14 protein-coding genes are annotated in these 15372 nt (G+C 63.4%); 10 read left to right on the top strand and 4 right to left on the bottom strand.

Features of this window, described 5'->3' with window-relative positions:
- Positions 1-103: 103 nt before the first annotated feature.
- From IB272_RS07605 to IB272_RS07615, 3 genes are all read left to right on the top strand, one after another.
- Positions 104-2062, top strand: a complete 1959-nt coding sequence (locus tag IB272_RS07605) for an elongation factor G (RefSeq protein WP_192444268.1) — start codon at positions 104-106, stop codon at positions 2060-2062.
- 500 nt (positions 2063-2562) lie between these two features.
- Positions 2563-3141, top strand: coding sequence for a TetR/AcrR family transcriptional regulator (locus IB272_RS07610; protein ID WP_034793213.1), 579 nt, complete (start codon positions 2563-2565; stop codon positions 3139-3141).
- Positions 3142-3168: 27 nt separating this feature from the next.
- Positions 3169-4239, top strand: coding sequence for an NAD-dependent epimerase/dehydratase family protein (locus IB272_RS07615; protein WP_051659268.1), 1071 nt, complete (start codon positions 3169-3171; stop codon positions 4237-4239).
- On the opposite strand, the gene IB272_RS07620 is transcribed toward IB272_RS07615, so the two are convergent.
- Positions 4187-4582: a MerR family transcriptional regulator gene (locus tag IB272_RS07620; protein WP_060528767.1), complete on the bottom strand. Its 396-nt coding sequence runs from the start codon at positions 4580-4582 to the stop codon at positions 4187-4189. The genes IB272_RS07615 and IB272_RS07620 overlap by 53 nt on opposite strands.
- A gap of 71 nt (positions 4583-4653) precedes the next feature.
- Between IB272_RS07620 and IB272_RS07625 the strand changes: the two genes are divergently transcribed.
- The gene (locus tag IB272_RS07625; protein ID WP_192438340.1) at positions 4654-5637 is read left to right on the top strand and encodes an aldo/keto reductase; all 984 of its coding nucleotides are present in this window, start codon (positions 4654-4656) and stop codon (positions 5635-5637) included.
- Positions 5638-5722: 85 nt separating this feature from the next.
- On the opposite strand, the gene IB272_RS07630 is transcribed toward IB272_RS07625, so the two are convergent.
- Complete coding sequence (locus IB272_RS07630; protein WP_051659269.1) at positions 5723-6634, bottom strand: LysR substrate-binding domain-containing protein; 912 nt, start codon at positions 6632-6634, stop codon at positions 5723-5725.
- A 243-nt stretch (positions 6635-6877) separates the two neighbouring features.
- Between IB272_RS07630 and IB272_RS07635 the strand changes: the two genes are divergently transcribed.
- The 4 genes from IB272_RS07635 (at position 6878) to IB272_RS07650 (ending at position 10826) form a co-directional block, all read left to right on the top strand.
- A complete protein-coding gene (locus IB272_RS07635) occupies positions 6878-7666 on the top strand; it encodes a transporter substrate-binding domain-containing protein (protein ID WP_246810319.1) in 789 nt (262 codons plus the stop codon).
- Between the two features lie 291 nt (positions 7667-7957).
- The gene (locus IB272_RS07640; protein WP_113294733.1) at positions 7958-9463 is read left to right on the top strand and encodes a M81 family metallopeptidase; all 1506 of its coding nucleotides are present in this window, start codon (positions 7958-7960) and stop codon (positions 9461-9463) included.
- A gap of 137 nt (positions 9464-9600) precedes the next feature.
- Positions 9601-9888, top strand: coding sequence for a DUF3302 domain-containing protein (locus tag IB272_RS07645; protein WP_112977167.1), 288 nt, complete (start codon positions 9601-9603; stop codon positions 9886-9888).
- Positions 9885-10826 (top strand): efflux RND transporter periplasmic adaptor subunit, encoded by a 942-nt coding sequence (locus tag IB272_RS07650; RefSeq protein WP_113294734.1) that lies wholly within the window; start codon positions 9885-9887, stop codon positions 10824-10826. The genes IB272_RS07645 and IB272_RS07650 overlap by 4 nt, the downstream gene beginning before the upstream one ends.
- On the opposite strand, the gene IB272_RS07655 is transcribed toward IB272_RS07650, so the two are convergent.
- A complete protein-coding gene (locus IB272_RS07655) occupies positions 10808-11062 on the bottom strand; it encodes a hypothetical protein (RefSeq protein ID WP_192444269.1) in 255 nt (84 codons plus the stop codon). The two genes, IB272_RS07650 and IB272_RS07655, sit on opposite strands and share 19 nt — an antisense overlap.
- A gap of 49 nt (positions 11063-11111) precedes the next feature.
- Positions 11112-12125: an aldo/keto reductase gene (locus IB272_RS07660; RefSeq protein ID WP_113294735.1), complete on the bottom strand. Its 1014-nt coding sequence runs from the start codon at positions 12123-12125 to the stop codon at positions 11112-11114.
- A gap of 309 nt (positions 12126-12434) precedes the next feature.
- Here IB272_RS07660 and IB272_RS07665 point away from each other — a divergent pair, with 309 nt between their 5' ends.
- Both IB272_RS07665 and IB272_RS07670 read left to right on the top strand, forming a co-directional pair.
- Positions 12435-14870: an arylsulfatase gene (locus IB272_RS07665; RefSeq protein ID WP_192444270.1), complete on the top strand. Its 2436-nt coding sequence runs from the start codon at positions 12435-12437 to the stop codon at positions 14868-14870.
- Between the two features lie 92 nt (positions 14871-14962).
- Complete coding sequence (locus IB272_RS07670) at positions 14963-15310, top strand: hypothetical protein (RefSeq protein ID WP_127889129.1); 348 nt, start codon at positions 14963-14965, stop codon at positions 15308-15310.
- Positions 15311-15372 lie beyond the last annotated feature (62 nt).

Here is a 15372-nt window from a genome sequence, read left to right on the forward strand (position 1 = left end):
TGCCCGGCTACCATTGAAAGCGCAAAAGCTGCCCTAGAATTAATAGAACAAGGGCGTCGCAACGCTCGGCGCCCGTCGTCATCGCGACAGGGGAGGATTGCCGATGCGCTGCTTCACGGTACTTGGGCCCTCGCAGACCGGAAAGACCACGCTGGCAGACAAGCTGGCCGGTCTGGAGGGGGCCTCCAGAAAAGCTGCTTCACCCTACGGATTGAACCTCACGGAATTCGAATTTGGCGGCGAAGCCTGGTGTGCGCTCGACGCACCCGGCGGCACCGAGGCGCTGGGACACGCCCAGCACGCACTGATCGCCAGCGACGCCTGCGTGCTCTGCGTTTCGCCGGTGCCGGAGGAGGCGGTGCTGGCCGCGCCCTATCTGAAGGCAATCGAGGCGTCGGGCACGCCCTGCATTCTCTTCATCAACCGCATGGACGAGCCGCAGGGGCGGCTGCGCGACGTGATCGCCGCGCTTCAGGACTATTCCGGCCACATGCTGCTCCTGCGCCAGGTGCCGATCCGCGAAGGCGACAAGATCGTCGGCACCTGCGACCTGATCTCCGAGCGCGCCTGGCGCTACCGCGAGGGACAGACCTCGGCGCTGATCGAAATCCCCGACACGGTGATGGATCGGGAAAAGGAGGCGCGGGCCGAGCTGCTCGAGCATTTCTCGGAATTCGACGACTGGCTGCTCGAAGAGCTGATCGAGGACCGGGCGCCGGCCAACGACACGATCTATGCGATCTCCACGCGGCTCTTGAAGGAAAACCGCATCATCCCGGTGCTGGTGGGCGCTGCAAGCCACGCCAACGGCATTCTGCGGCTGATGAAGGCGCTGCGCCACGAGGCGCCTCAGGTCGACGCGCTTCGAAAGAGACTGGCTGAGGCCGGACCGATCGCCGAGACGGCGCTTTCGGCCGTCAGCTTCCACGCCTATCACAAGGCGAATGTCGGCAAGACGGTGCTGGTCAGGGCGCTGACATCCGGTATCAAGCAGGGCGCGACACTCGGTGGCGGCAGCCTCGGCTCGCTGCAGGATCCGGCGACCGGCAAGCCGCTGCCGAATGCCACGCCGGAGGCGGGCGCGATCTTTGCCGCTGTCAAGGCCGACCATCTGCCGGTGCCGGCGCTGCTCGCCGCCAGCAGCACCGCCGAGGCGCCGGACTGGACGCTGCCGCCGACGCCGATGCTGGTGCGCATATTGGTGCCCGACAGCGAGCGCGACGAGACCAAGCTCTCGGGCACGCTTGCCAAGCTCGCCGAGACCGACCGCGCACTCGCGGTCATGCAGGAGGAAGGCAGCGGCGCGCAGCTCGTCTGCGTGCAGGGGCCGATGCACCTGCGCGACCTCTGCAAGACGCTCGCCGACGTCTTCCATGTCGGCGTCACCGACCGGCCGCCGAGCCCGACCTATCGCGAGACCGTGCTGAAACCCTCCGACGTGCACTACCGCCACCGCAAGCAGACGGGCGGAGCCGGGCAGTTCGCCGACGTCAAGCTCAGCGTGCACCCGAACGAGCGCGGCGCCGGCTTCTCTTTCGCCGAGACGGTGAAGGGCGGGGCGGTGCCGCGCAACTTCATCCCGGCGATCGAGGCCGGCGCGCGCGAAGCGATGGAGAAGGGGCCGCTCGGCTTTCAGGTGATCGATGTCGGCGTAACCCTGACCGACGGCCAGCACCATGCGGTCGACAGCAACGACTTCGCCTTCCGCGCGGCCGCCAAGATGGGCGTGCGCCAGGCGCTGTCTCAGGCCTCGGCGGTTCTGATGCAGCCGATCATCCGCGTCGAGATCCACATCCCCTCGATCTATTCCGGCAGCCTGGTGCCGATCGTCTCCACCTACAAGGGCCAGGTGCTCGGCTTCGACCGCGACGAGACCGCCAAGGGCTGGGACATCTTTCGCGCCCTGGTGCCGGGATCGGCGCTCGACGATCTCGCCCGGACACTAAGGGCCGCGACGCAAGGCATCGGCTACTTCTCCAAGAGCTTCGACCATTTCGAGGAGCTCTACGGCAAGGAGGCGGATGCGGTGATCCACGCGCATGGGACACAGCAGGCGGGGTGATCGTCTATGAGAGCAGCGGCTTGGCGCGATGCACCATGACCGCGCCGAGCAATTTTAGTCGCGCATCAATGTCTCTTCGGTGGCGAATTCATTGCCGCGCAATCACGGACCGTATTTGTCGTATCGATAGGTCTCGCCGATTGCCCGGACCGCCGACGGGCAAGGTCAAGTGCGCGGGTCGCCTTCCGTGAGGTTGTTTTCAAGGCCGTAACCCGGCATCGCCGTTCTGCGGATGCAGTCTCCGACATCACGCTCTCTCAACTTCGTGTAAAGGCGGATCGGCGCGGTAGTCCGCGAGCAACCGCTGATCGGTCCTGGGTTCGGCTGCGTTTTCACTACTTCAGAATGGTGTGCTGGTCATCGAAGATCAGGTCGTGGCGCTGCGCGCATGGGGTGGGGCCGGAGGAGGCGATCCAGCTTTCTGAGGGATCCGACGCGCTTGACAAAGGCGCCGATAAATTATTTATAACCATCCGGTCGGAAATAAATCGGATGGAGCCATGGGCCGGAAACGCGCAATTGATCAACAGCAGGTGCTGGATGCCGCCGAACGGGTCGTCGGTCGTGATGGCGCTGCCAACCTGACTGTCGATGCCGTCGCCAGGGAAGCCGGCGTCAGCAAGGCGAGTGTGCTTTATGACTATAAGTCCAAGCAGGCGCTGATCGAGGCCGTCGTCGACCGGGCGTTTGAGCGCGACAACGCACACCATGCGCAGGTCGAGCAGAAGATCGGAGACATTCAGGATCGAGCGGTCAGGGGGCGCATCGTTGCTGCGGCCGAACCGCCGCCCGAGGAATTCCGGGCGGTGGCACTGAACCTCAGCGCGGCGCTTACGCTCGATGCCGGTTTGCGCCGGAAGATGCAGGCAAGCCAGGATACGACGATCGCGAGAATTCTTCAGAACTCCCAGTCGCCGCGCGGGGCGTTGCTTGCCTATCTCGCGCTCGAGGGTCTCAAGTTCCTCGAATATCTCGACTTTCACCATTTTGCGCGTGCGGACCGCGACGAGGTGCTGCGCGAAATCAACTGGCTCGTGACTGCAACCCCGCAGGCAGCCGATCTTCCGGACGAGCGCTAAGCGTCCAAACCTCATAGGTGCAGTGAAATGAACCAAGCATGCGATGCCACATCCGCCGTGGCCACGGGCGAACGCGCCCCGTTCCGGCGCATCTTCATCACCGGTGGCAGCGGCTATGTCGGCCGCAACCTCATCCGCCATTTCGTCACGACGGGCGTTTCTGTTGTCGCTCTGGCGCGCAGCCAGAAGGCGGCCGACCGCGTCCGCCAACTCGGTGCGACGGCCTTTATGGGCGACCTGCTCAGTCCAGACATCGCCGCGGGAATGGCGGGCTGCGACGCGCTTGTCCATGCGGCGGCCGATACCGATCATGGACCAGGCACGCCGCAGCAGCGCCGGGTGAACGAGGATGGCACACGGATCGTCATGGAGGCGGCCCGCGCCGCCGGTATCCGCAAAGCGATCCATATCAGCACCGAATCCGTGCTTGCCGATGGGCACCCGCTGGTGCAGGTGGACGAGACGGCGCCGTTTCCGCGCCGCCCGGCCGGCAGCTATTCGCGCAGCAAGGCGGCGGCCGAGCGTGTAGCCCTTGCGGCCAGCAGTCCGGCTTTCCCGGTCGTTGCCCTTCGGCCGCGCTTCGTCTGGGGGCGTGACGATACCACGGCGTTGCCGGCACTGGTCGAGGCTGCCCGCTCCGGCAAGCTCGCCTGGATCGCGGGAGGCACCTACCTGACCTCGACCACGCATATCGCCAACCTGTGCCAGGCCGTGGCGCTTGCGCTTGCAAACGGGCGGGGCGGGGAGGTCTATTTCATCACCGATGGCGATGCCGTGCCGTTCAGGACGTTCGTCTCGCAGCTTCTGGAAACGCAAGGGATCGTCCCGCCGGAAAAATCCGTTCCCCGCGCCGTCGTCAGAGCCGTTGCCTGGGGCGGCGATGTGCTCGCTGCCCTCTCCAGGGGGAGGATCAGCGTTCCGCTGACATCACAGGCCTATGCGACGTCGGCCGTCGAGATCTCGCTTGATATCGGCAAGGCAAAGCTGGCGCTGGGCTATGTTCCTGTCATCTCGCGGGAGCAGGGGCTGGACGAGCTTCGGACCGTCAGCACCGGTAGTCCTCCAGTTGCGGCGCCGTGTCCGGCTTGCCTGCCTTGATCCAGTCCACCTTGCCGCGCAGGAACGAGAGAGCCGCGTCCAGCGCGGCCTTCCGCTCTTCTAGTCGCGCGATCTGCGTTTGCAGGATCTCGACCGTTCGTGCGGGCGAATTTTCGCCGGCGCGATAGGCGTCATTGAGGGCCTGAATCTCCCGCAGCGAGTAACCCAGCGTCTGTTGCAGCCGGATCATCCGCGCGGCGGTAACGTCTTCCTGGCTGAACAGCTGATAGGGATTAGAGCCGCCCTTGGCGCTGCGCTCCGGCTTCAGCAGCCCCTTGGAAATGTAAAAGCGGATCGTATCGACCGGCAGTTCCGTGGCCTTCGCAAATTCCGAAATCAGCATGCAGCAAACCCTTGACCATAGAGTATGGTCAATACTTATAAGAGCTGCTTGTCTGGAATTGGAGACCCATGATGACAAGCAAGGAAAAGATTCTACACCGCGTCCAACTCGGCTCGGATGGCCCGCCGATCGGAGCCCAGGGCCTCGGCTGTATGGGCATGAGCGAGTTCTACGGCACGACGGACGAGGCCGAATCTCGCGCCACTCTGGAACGGGCGCTCGAACTCGGCGTCACCCTGTTCGACACGGCGGACATGTACGGTATCGGCGCCAACGAGGCCTTTCTTGCGTCCTTCGTCAGGACGCATCGTGAAGCGGTCCTGATCGCCACCAAGTTCGGCTATGCGCGCACGCCGCAAAGCCCAGAGGACTGGAGCATAGACAACCGGCCCGAGTTCCTTCGTGCTGCCGCTGACCGCTCGCTGAAGCGCCTGGGTGTCGATGTCATCGACCTGTATTACATGCATCGCCGCACCGATGCCGTACCACTCGAAGAATCCATTGGCGCGATGGCCGATTTGGTCGCGGCCGGAAAGGTCCGTTGGCTCGGCCTCTCGGCGGTGTCCGCGGCGGAGCTGCGGGCCGCGCATGCCATCCATCCGATTGCAGCGCTGCAGTCGGAATGGTCTGTTTTCACGCGTGAGATCGAGGAAGATGTCGTTCCCGCTGCATTCGAACTCGGCGTGACGCTCGTGCCTTACTCCCCGCTCGGACGTGGCATGCTGACCGGCCAGGCCTTTGCCCAATCCCTGACGGAGGGAGATGCACGCAGGAATTTCCCGCGCTTTGCATCGCAGCACCACCAGGCGAACATGCAGGTGGTGGCAAAGGTCGAGGAAGCCGCGCGTGGCCTCGGCATTACCTCGGCCCAGCTGGCACTAGCCTGGCTGCACACGCAGGGCCGCAAGTTGAATGCGAAGGTGGTGCCAATCCCCGGAACACGCAGGCGCAGCCGCCTTGAGGAGAACGTCGCGGCGGCGTCCATCATCCTCCCCGATGATGTAACGGCCATGCTCGATCCGCTCGCCGGGGCTGTGCAAGGAGCCGCCGTCTAAGGGTGCGACCGCCGTGCGCGACGGGCGTGCGGCGGCCGGTTCTTGTGTTGGGTGGGGAGGAGGGACGCTCGCCGGCCGCCGACGGCTAGCTTGTGCCAGATGTTTGCACTGCCTCTGCGCTCTGCCGCTCGCGCTCCTCGATCTCGGCGATCAGCCAGTTGAGAAAGGCCTTTGTTACCGGCTTGGTGCGCAGGAGGTCTTCCTGGCAGACGAACTGGTAGGTTTCGGGCGGCTCGTAGAAATGGTCGTGGGCGAGGCGGATCTGGCCGGATTTGAGTTCGTGTTCGACCATGGTGCGGTCGATCAACGCCACGCCCTGGCCTTCTCTCACCGCTTCGAGAATGATGTGCTGGTCGTCGAAGATCAGGTCCTGGCGGCTGCGCGGAAGGGCGAGGCCGGAGGAGGCGATCCAGCTTTGCCACTCCTGAAGGCCGCGATAGTGCAGCCGGTTGCCGGAAAGCAGTGCCTGCCTGTCGCCCTGCCAGAGGTCGCGGCCGCAGACGGGAACCAGGCGCTCGCGCAAGAGCTTGCGGGTGAAGCGTCCGGGTGGGGGCTGCAGGCAATAGGCGATGGTGACGTCGGCCGGGCCGGTGCCGGCGGTGATCGTTTCGAGGTGGGAGAGGTGGATCTGCACGCCGGGATTGGCGGCGAGAAACTCGGAGATGCGGGGCGCGATCACTTTCATCGAAAAGAACGGGCCGACCCGGACGCGCAGGATCTTGTCGCTCGTGCGTGGGCGGATGTGCTGGACCACGCCTTCGAGATCGTCGAAGGCGCGCTGGCAGGAGGCGTAGAGCAACCCGCCCTCCGGCGTCAGTTCGACACCGTGCTGTTTTCTGACGAAGACCCGAAGGCCGAGATTGAGTTCCAGATTCCGGATCTGGTGGCTGATCGCACCCTGGCCGATGCAGAGCTCGTCGGCGGCGGCCGTCAGGCTGCCGTTGCGCGCGGCCGCCTCGAAGGCGCGCAAGGATTTGAGGCTCGGCAGGTCACGCATCCGTTGCTCCGGGTCTGGATCGGTTGCAGCCTACATGAATTTTTTCGATAGCTGGAATGATTTCTTTCACATTGCGAAGGCTGGAGACCTCCCGCATTGTCGAAGCATAATAAAGCAAAACGAAAACTGAAATCGGCCGAAAATCCAGATAGTTTCAAGCAAGTTGCTCCTTTGGTCAGGCCAATGGTCACGCTTGCGACCGGAACTTCGTGGGTGGCCGACAGGAAGGACAGAGGGAACGAGATGAAAAAGAAGTTCATGACCGCATCGGTCATCGCCGCGCTGTTTGCGACCGGCACCGCCAATGCCGAGACGCTGGCGATCGGCACCGAGGGCGATTACGCGCCGTTCAACTATGTGACCGCAGCCGGCGAAATCAAAGGCTTCGACTACGATATCGGCCAGGCGGTCTGCGCCGAAATCAAGGTAGACTGTGTCTGGAGCACCAATGAGTGGGCGGGCATCATCCCGGCCCTGCAGGCCAAGAAGTTCGACGTGATGATCGCCTCGATGGCGATCAATCCGGATCGCAAGACGCAGGTCGACTTCACAACCCCTTACTACTTCAACGCCATGCGCTTCGTCGCCCGCAAGGATCTCGGCCTCAAGGACATCTCGCCCGAGGCGCTGAAGGGCAAGGTGATCGGCACGCAGTCCGGCTCAGTCGCGGTCGAGGCGCTGCAGGAGTTTTTTCCCGATAGCGAAGTGAAGCTCTATCCGACGATGAGCGAAGTGTTTCTCGACATGGAAAACGGCCGGCTGGACCTGATCCTCGAAGGGCAGATGGCCTTTACGGAGTGGCTGGCCAAGGAAGAAAGCGGCTGCTGCGCCTTTGTCGGCGAGAGCTTCGTGCTCGACACGGCCGAGGGCAACGCCATGGCGGTACGCAAGGGCGACGAGGCGCTGCTCTCCAAGCTCAATGCCGGCCTGAAGACGATCATGGAAAACCGCACCTACGACAAGATCCGCAAGCAGTATTTCGATTTCGACATCATGGCAAAGCCGAAGACCACGAGCGAGTATTTCCGCTGAGGTTTGTGGCTCTATCCCTCATCCGGCCCGCCGGCCACCTTCTCCCCGCCTGCGGGGAGAAGGTTAGGGTGAGGGGCAACTCCTCGAAAGATGCGCGAGGGCGTCTCTTCTAAGCTGCCGAGAGGGGCCGCCGCGGATCCAAGGTTCAACTCCAACCATCCAGAATTCGCCTGTCGCGCCCTGCGTTCAACGCATCGCGCGGCAGGAGAACAGGCGCGGCGTCGGGGTTTCGCGTTTTCCCCGGCGCCCGTCTTCTCGATTTTTCCAGTCAGCAAAATGAAAGTGCATAGGATGAGCTTCCGGGTCGCCGTTCTCGAATTCAACCAGGAAACCAACACGTTTTCGAAGCTCAAGACCGGGTTCAGGGACTTCGAGGCCTGCCACTATTTCGTTGGCGCCGAGATAGAAACCCATTGCCGCGGCACCAATTCGGAGATCGGCGGCTTCATCGATTGTTGCGACACGTACGGCTGGCAGCCGGTCTATACCGTGGCGGCGCGGGCCGAACCCGGCGGCAGGATCGAGGAGGCGATGCGGCAGCGCTTCGTCGCGGATCTCCAAAGCGCGCTCGACGGCGAAAGGCTCGACGGCGTGTTTATCGTCTTCCATGGGGCTATGTGCACGGAAACCGCTGACGATGCGCAGATCCAGCTTCTGGAGGTGGTGCGTGGCATCGTCGGGTCGGAACTTCCCATCGCCGCGACGTTCGACCTGCACGCCAATTCGGCGCCCGAAATGGCCGGCCTGCTCGATATTGCCGTCTCGTTCCGCACCTATCCGCATGTGGACATGGCCGAATGCGCTCACAAGGCGGGCGCATTGCTCGAGCGCGCCATGCGCGGCGAAATCCGGCCGGCGCTCGCCATCCGCCAGCCGCCGATGCTGAACGGCTGCAACGACGGGCGCACGACCCATGCCTGCGCCATGACCGAGCTGCTCGAAATTGCCGACGGGATCGCGGCGCGCGACGGCATGCTGGCGACCTCGATCAATGCCGGCTTCTACGATGCCGATATCTTCAATACCGGCCCATCGGCGGTTATCTGCTACGACCGCAACCGGGTGGCGGCCGAAGACGCGGAAGCCGAGGCCGAGCGTCTCTGCCGCGGGATCTGGGACCGGCGCGAGCACCAGGATGTGCAGCTGCCGCTCGACGCGCTGCCCGGCATCGTCGCGGCGCATCTTGCGAAAGATGGGGCCGGGACGCCGCTGGTCATTGCCGACTTCTCCGACAATCCCGGCTGCGGTGCCTATAGCGATTCCACCTGCGTGCTCGCCAGGCTGCTCGATACCGGCGTCCGAAACGCGGCTTTCGGCGCGCTCTGCGATCCGGAAGTCGTGGCCGAGTTGATCGCTGCCGGCATCGGTGCGACACGCGAGGTTACTCTCGGCTGCAAGATCGACCCTGAAGTCGGCGGCGGGCCGATCACGATCAAGGGCAGGGTGGAGGCGATTTCGGACGGCAGGATCGTCTTCGAGGGGCCGATGTTTCAAGGGCTGCCGGCGACGATGGGGCCGAGCGTGCGCTTTCATGTCGAAGGCATCGACATCCTCATCTGCAGCGAACGTCAGCAGATGCTCGATCGCAACCTCTTCCGCGCCGTCGGCATCGAGCCGTCCGACTATCAGATCGTCGTCGTCAAATCGCAGCAGCACTTCCGCGCCGCCTTCGGTCCGATCGCGTCCGAGATCGTCGAGATCGACGGCACGGGCCTCAGCAGTGCCAATATCGGCGCGCGCAAATTCCAGCGGGTGCGGCGGCCGGTCTATCCGCTGGATCACGGCGAACTCGGCTGAGGCGGGCTGCCGTTCACGGGCCAAGGTTCATGCTGCGCCCTCTAAAGGGGCAGCCGTATGGCGCGGTAACCGTTACGTACTTCCGCAGTGCCCGGCTTTGGGTCTAGCGTCCCCGTCGTGAAGGGGAGCGCAACTTCATGAGTTTTATCGATCTCTTCGCCTGGATCGTGCTGATCGTGCTCGTGGTGAGCACGGTCGCCGTGCTGATCTTTCTCGCCATGCTGCCGGGGTCGATCGCGAAAAGGCGCAATCATCCCTGGAGCGAGGCGGTCAATGTGGCGGGCTGGGTGACGCTGTTTCTCGGCTTCGCGCTGTGGCCGATCGCGCTCATCTGGGCCTATGTCGACGTGCCGCGCCCGAGCGGCGCGCATCCGGCGGCGACCCCTGCAGGCGAGGTTCATCCGAGCGAGGCGGGCCAGCCATGATCGTCTTTCTCTTCAATGTCTATCTGGCGATTCTCTTCTGCCTGGTGAAATTCAGGATCGTGCCTTTCAACCTGTTCTGGAAGATTTCGCCGGCGATCGTGTTCCTGCTGCTTCTCGTCGGTCTGTTCATCCCGATGAACTGGGGCGCGCCGCAGGGCAAGGCGCTGGTGGTACGCAATTCGGTGGCGATCGTGCCCGATGTCGCCGGCGAGGTCACGGAGGTGCAGGTCGCCTCCAACAGCCCGCTGAAAGCCGGTGACGTGCTCTTCCGCATCGACCCCGTGCCCTACCAGGCGAAGGTAGACGCGTTGCAGGCGCAGCTTTCGCTGCAGGAACTGCGACTTGCGCAGATGACGAAGCTGCAGTCGCGCGATGCCGCAACAGAATTCGACGTGCAGCAACGCCAGGCGGACGTCGCCAATCTGAGAGCCCAGATCAGCAATGCCGAGTGGGAACTCGGCAAGACGACGGTGCGGGCGCCTGCCGATGGCTACGTGACCAACCTTGCGCTGCGCAAGGGCGCGCGCGTGACGACGCTGCCGCTGTCGCCGGCCATGGCCTTTATCGACACCTCCGAGACGATCATCGGGGTCGAGATCAACCAGATCGATGCGCGCTATATAGAGCCTGGCCAGATGGTGGAGGCGACCTTCAAGTTTGCGCCCGGTGAGACCTATACCGGTGAGGTCGAGGGCGTGCTGCAGGCGATCGCCTCCGGGCAAGCCCGCGTGTCCGGCACGGCGGTGACACCGGAGGCAGTCTCCGCCGCGCCCTTCATCGTGCGGGTGAAACTCGACGACCAGGCTTTCGCCGCACGGCTGCCAGCCGGCGCCACGGGGGACGCGGCCATCTTCACCGACCGGGTGAAGGTGGCGCACGTGATCCGCCGGGTGCTTTTGCGCCAGATCGCGATCACCAACTACGTCAATCCGTTCTGATCGGCTGCGCGGCGGTGTGCCACCGGCTGCCCCGCCCGCTGGAAGACGGGCGAGGATAGGACGGTTTCTCGCAATTCCGGACGGAAAACTGCTGCGCGCTTTTCCTGGAATTTCTTGGCCAAATGACGCAATTCCGGACGGAATACCGCTGCGCACTTTTCCTGGAATTGCTTGGCCAAATGTCGCAATTCCTGGCGGAAAACCGTTTCACACTTTTCCTGGAATTGCTTGGCCAAACGACGCAATTCCGGACGGAAAACCGCTGCGCACTTTTCCTGGAATTGCTTAGCCGGCAATCGGTAGCGGCGCCTCCGGGTTGACGAGACCGGCTGTCCTCAAGTCCCGCCAAAAGTCGGCCGGCACGGCTTCGTTCAGGGCGGCGCGGTCTTCGGCGATGCGGCTCGGCTGGCTGGCGCCGGGGATGACGGCGGCAACTGCGGGGTTGGCGAGCGAGAACTGCAGGCCGGCCGCCTTCATCGAGATGCCGTGACGGTCGGCGATCGACTTGATACGCGCGACCTTGTCGAGAATTGCCGGCGTGGCCGGGGCATACTCGAAGTTCGGGCCACCGACGAGCGCGCCGGAGCTATAGGGGCCGCCGACGACGATGCCGAGGCCGCGCTTGGTGACCTCGGGCATGACGCGCTGGAGTGCGCGGTCATGGTCAAGCAGGGTATAGCGGCCGGCAAGCAGGAAGCCATCGGGACGCGGACCCTCGAGCGCGAGCAGCAGTTCGATCGGCTCCACCCGGTTGACGCCGAGCCCCCAGGCCTTGATCACGCCTTCGTCGCGCAGCCGGTCAAGCGCCCTGAAGGCGCCCTTGCGCGCCGTCTCGAAAACGTCGAGCCATTCGTCGCCGTAGAAATCCTGGGCAACGTCGTGGACGAAGGCGATCTCGATACGGTCGGTCCTCAGGCGCTTGAGGCTGTCCTCGATCGACCGCAGGGTGGCGTCATGGGAGTAGTCGTTGACGATCTTGTTGGGGCGGCCATAGCGGAAGACGTCGCCCTTTTCCCCAAGGTCGCGGGCGCTGACGTCCTCGATCTCGTCGAGGATGACCCGGCCGACCTTGGTGCTGATGACGTATTCGTCACGCGGGCGACCGCCGAGCGCTTCGCCCATGCGGATCTCGGCAAGGCCGGCGCCGTAGAACGGGGCGTTGTCGAAATAGCGGATGCCGTCGTTCCAGGCGGCCTCGACGGTGGCAAGCGCTTCCTTTTCGGGGATTTCGCGGAACATGTTGCCGAGCGGGGCTGCGCCGAAACCGAGCTTGCCGGGCAGAATATCCTTGAGTGTCATGTGTCCTGTCCTTTGCTGATCGATGGGGCAGGTGATGCGGTGCATCGCCGTTGTTTGGAAAAATAGGTCAGCGAGCGGAGTCCCGGTAGCGGGCTACGCTTCGCAGGATATGGGAAACGAATTCACAGATGCGATGTTCGGAGCCGGATAACTGGTGAAGTGTTCCGGGGAAGCCATCGGGCAGACCGTCTGCGACGGATCGGATGGAGAACACCGGTCGTAAACTTCTCGCGTCTCGGGTCTGGTTTGCGTATATTAGACTAGCCTAAATCGGTGGAGATTCAACGATCTGCAATAGGGGTGTTCGCCATGACCATTGGCCAGAGCATGCTTGCGGGTGCAGCCTTCTTCGCGCTTGGTTTTACGTCCGCATGGGCACAGCAGGTTTCAGGGACGCTCGGCGCCCCGGGAGCGACGACAACAATTACGGGTAAGCAGCTTCCGTCACCAAGTCCGGCTTTTGGCGGTGTAATCAAGGAAAAGGCCTCGGAATCGACGCCCTGGTGGGCACCGCGTGTCGTGCCTCCGAAAGGCGCGCCCAATGTGCTGCTGATCATGACGGATGATCAAGGCTTCGGCGCGCCCAGCACCTTTGGCGGGGTCATTCCGACACCGGCCATGGACCGCATCGCCAAGGAGGGGTTGCGCTTCACGAACTTCCACTCGACATCGCTCTGCTCGCCGTCTCGTGCGGCGCTGATCACCGGGCGCAATCACCATTCGGTTGGCTACGGGGTCGTCGGGGAGATCGCGACCGGATATCCGGGCTACGATTCGATCATTCCGATCGAGAAAGGAACTGTTGGCACGATCCTCAAGGAAAATGGCTACGCCACCGCGTGGTTCGGCAAGAACCACAACACGCCGTCCTATCAATCGAGCCAGGCGGGGCCCTTCAACCAGTGGCCGACGGGCATGGGCTTCGATTATTTCTATGGCTTCGTCGGCGGCGACGCGAGCCAGTGGCAGCCGAACCTGTTCCGCAACACCACGGCCATCTATCCGTTTGAAGGCAATCCCAAGTGGAACCTGGAAACGGCCATGGCCGACGAGGCGATCCAGCACATCAGGCAGTTGAGCGAGATCGCCCCGGGCAAGCCCTGGCTCGTCTATTACGTGCCCGGTGCCACCCATGCACCGCACCACCCGACGCCCGAATGGATCAAGAAGATCAGCGACATGCACCTCTTCGACGAGGGCTGGAACAAGGTGCGCGAGACGATCTTCGCCAATCAGAAGCGGCTCGGCATCATGCCTGAGAACGCGAAGCTCACGCCGTGGCCGGAGGGGTTGCCGCAATGGGATTCCCTCAGTTTGGAGGCGAAGAAACTGTTCATCAGGCAGGCCGATGTGTACGCCGCCTACCTTGCCTATGCCGACAACGAGATCGGGCGCGTCATCCAGGCGGTGGAAGATATCGGCGAGCTCGACAACACCCTGATCATCTACATCGGCGGCGACAACGGCGCGAGCGCCGAGGGCATGCTCAACGGCACGCCGAATGAGTTCACCACATTCAACGGCGTCGACGTTCCGGTGAAGGACCAGTTTCTCTGGTATCCGTTCTGGGGTTCGGAGCGGACATTCCCGCATTTCGCAGCCGGCTGGGCCTGGGCGATGGGGACACCGTTCAAGTGGGTCAAGCAGGTGCCATCGCACTTCGGCGGGACGGCGCAGGGCATGGTCATGTCGTGGCCCGGCCATATCAACGACGCTGGCGGTGTCCGCGCGCAGTTTCACCACTTCATCGACATCGTGCCGACGATCCTGGAGGCGACAGGCATCCCGCAACCGGAGACGATCAACGGCATCAAACAGGAGCCGATCGAAGGCGTCAGCATGGCCTACACATGGGACAAGGCGAATGCCGCTGCGCCGACCGAACACAAGACCCAGTACTTCGAGATGCTGGGAAACCGCGCGATCTACCACGACGGATGGGTCGCCGCGACGACGCCCGCGACATTGCCGTGGGAACTCAGCACCAAGACGCCGCCCGACGTGATCACCGGCTACAACTGGGAACTCTACAACGTCGATGAAGACCCGACGCAATTCACCGATCTTGCCGCCAAAATGCCTGACAAGCTCAAGGAATTGCAGGACCTCTTCTATGCCGAAGCGAAGAAGTACAACGTGCTGCCGCTCGACAATTCGACGCTCGCACGCTGGAACGCCCTGCGGCCGAACCTGACGGCCGGCCGTACGGAATTCACCTACCGCGGCGAACTGAGTGGTGTGCCGGCCAGCGCTGCGCCGAGCACCTTGAACAAGTCCTATACGATTACGGCCGATGTCGAGATACCCGACGACGGTGCGCAAGGCATGATCGTCACCGAGGGTGGCCGCTTTGGCGGTTACGGCCTCTTCCTCAGCCAGGGCGACTTCGGTGTCGGCAGTGGGAAGGTCGTGTTCCTCTACAATCTCCTCGACCTCAAGCGCACCCTGTGGGAAGGACCGGAACTCGAACCCGGCAAACACAGGATCGTCTTCGACTTCAAGTCGGATGGAAAGGGACTTGGCGCCGGGGGCACCGGCGTTCTGTCGGTGGACGGCAAGGAGGTCGCCAGGAACAGCATCGATCATGGCATCCCGGTCACTTTCCCCGAGGATGAGACCTTCGACGTCGGTCTCGACACGCGCACCGGCGTCGCCCTTCTGGAACACCGCTACGACACGCCCTTCCGCTTTACGGGCAAGATCGACAAACTGACTTTCGAATTGAAGCCAAACGCAACGCCCTAGAGCGCGGTGCGTTCACGTGAACGCACATGGGACGCTCTGGCGACCTTGCATCGCAAGGCCCGGACACAAACGACTGGCAGAGGTGCGTTCCGATGATACGCGTGCTTGATCTCGCCGCCTTCGGGGAGATGGCAACAGGGCTCGCACTGGTGGTGGCGCCTTCGCTCGTGGGGCAGATGCTGCTTGGCGAGCTACTCACCGGGCCGGCGATCCCGACGGCCCGGGTGGCGGGAATTGCCCTGATCGCACTCGGCGTTGCCTGCTGGAAGAACTCAAGCCTCATCGGCATGCTGATCTACAGTGCGGCCGTCACGCTCTATCTGGCCTGGTTCGGACTGACGGATGGCTCCACCGGCGTCCTTCTGTGGCCTGCGATCGCAGTTCATGCGGTGCTGTCGGTCTTGCTCTGGCGCGGACGTCACACGCCCGGCGCCGGCTAGAGTCCCGGTCGATTTTGTCTCGGTCTCTGTCGGCAAACGCAGCATTCGTGCGTCTTCAGGAT

The sequence above is a fragment of the Ensifer sp. ENS08 genome, assembly GCF_014852195.1.
GTDB classification, from domain to species: domain Bacteria; phylum Pseudomonadota; class Alphaproteobacteria; order Rhizobiales; family Rhizobiaceae; genus Ensifer; species Ensifer adhaerens.

Excerpts from the sequence above, each read along its gene's own strand:
- IB272_RS07650 (WP_113294734.1), top strand. The coding sequence starts at position 9,885 with ATGATCGTCTTTCTCTTCAATGTCTATCTGGCGATTCTCTTCTGCCTG.
- IB272_RS07670 (WP_127889129.1), top strand. The coding sequence starts at position 14,963 with ATGATACGCGTGCTTGATCTCGCCGCCTTCGGGGAGATGGCAACAGGG.
- IB272_RS07620 (WP_060528767.1), bottom strand. The coding sequence starts at position 4,582 with ATGCTGATTTCGGAATTTGCGAAGGCCACGGAACTGCCGGTCGATACG.
- IB272_RS07610 (WP_034793213.1), top strand. The coding sequence starts at position 2,563 with ATGGGCCGGAAACGCGCAATTGATCAACAGCAGGTGCTGGATGCCGCC.
- IB272_RS07640 (WP_113294733.1), top strand. The coding sequence starts at position 7,958 with ATGAGCTTCCGGGTCGCCGTTCTCGAATTCAACCAGGAAACCAACACG.
- IB272_RS07645 (WP_112977167.1), top strand. The coding sequence starts at position 9,601 with ATGAGTTTTATCGATCTCTTCGCCTGGATCGTGCTGATCGTGCTCGTG.
- IB272_RS07665 (WP_192444270.1), top strand. The coding sequence starts at position 12,435 with ATGACCATTGGCCAGAGCATGCTTGCGGGTGCAGCCTTCTTCGCGCTT.
- IB272_RS07615 (WP_051659268.1), top strand. The coding sequence starts at position 3,169 with ATGAACCAAGCATGCGATGCCACATCCGCCGTGGCCACGGGCGAACGC.
- IB272_RS07625 (WP_192438340.1), top strand. The coding sequence starts at position 4,654 with ATGACAAGCAAGGAAAAGATTCTACACCGCGTCCAACTCGGCTCGGAT.
- IB272_RS07630 (WP_051659269.1), bottom strand. The coding sequence starts at position 6,634 with ATGCGTGACCTGCCGAGCCTCAAATCCTTGCGCGCCTTCGAGGCGGCC.
- IB272_RS07605 (WP_192444268.1), top strand. The coding sequence starts at position 104 with ATGCGCTGCTTCACGGTACTTGGGCCCTCGCAGACCGGAAAGACCACG.
- IB272_RS07660 (WP_113294735.1), bottom strand. The coding sequence starts at position 12,125 with ATGACACTCAAGGATATTCTGCCCGGCAAGCTCGGTTTCGGCGCAGCC.
- IB272_RS07635 (WP_246810319.1), top strand. The coding sequence starts at position 6,878 with ATGAAAAAGAAGTTCATGACCGCATCGGTCATCGCCGCGCTGTTTGCG.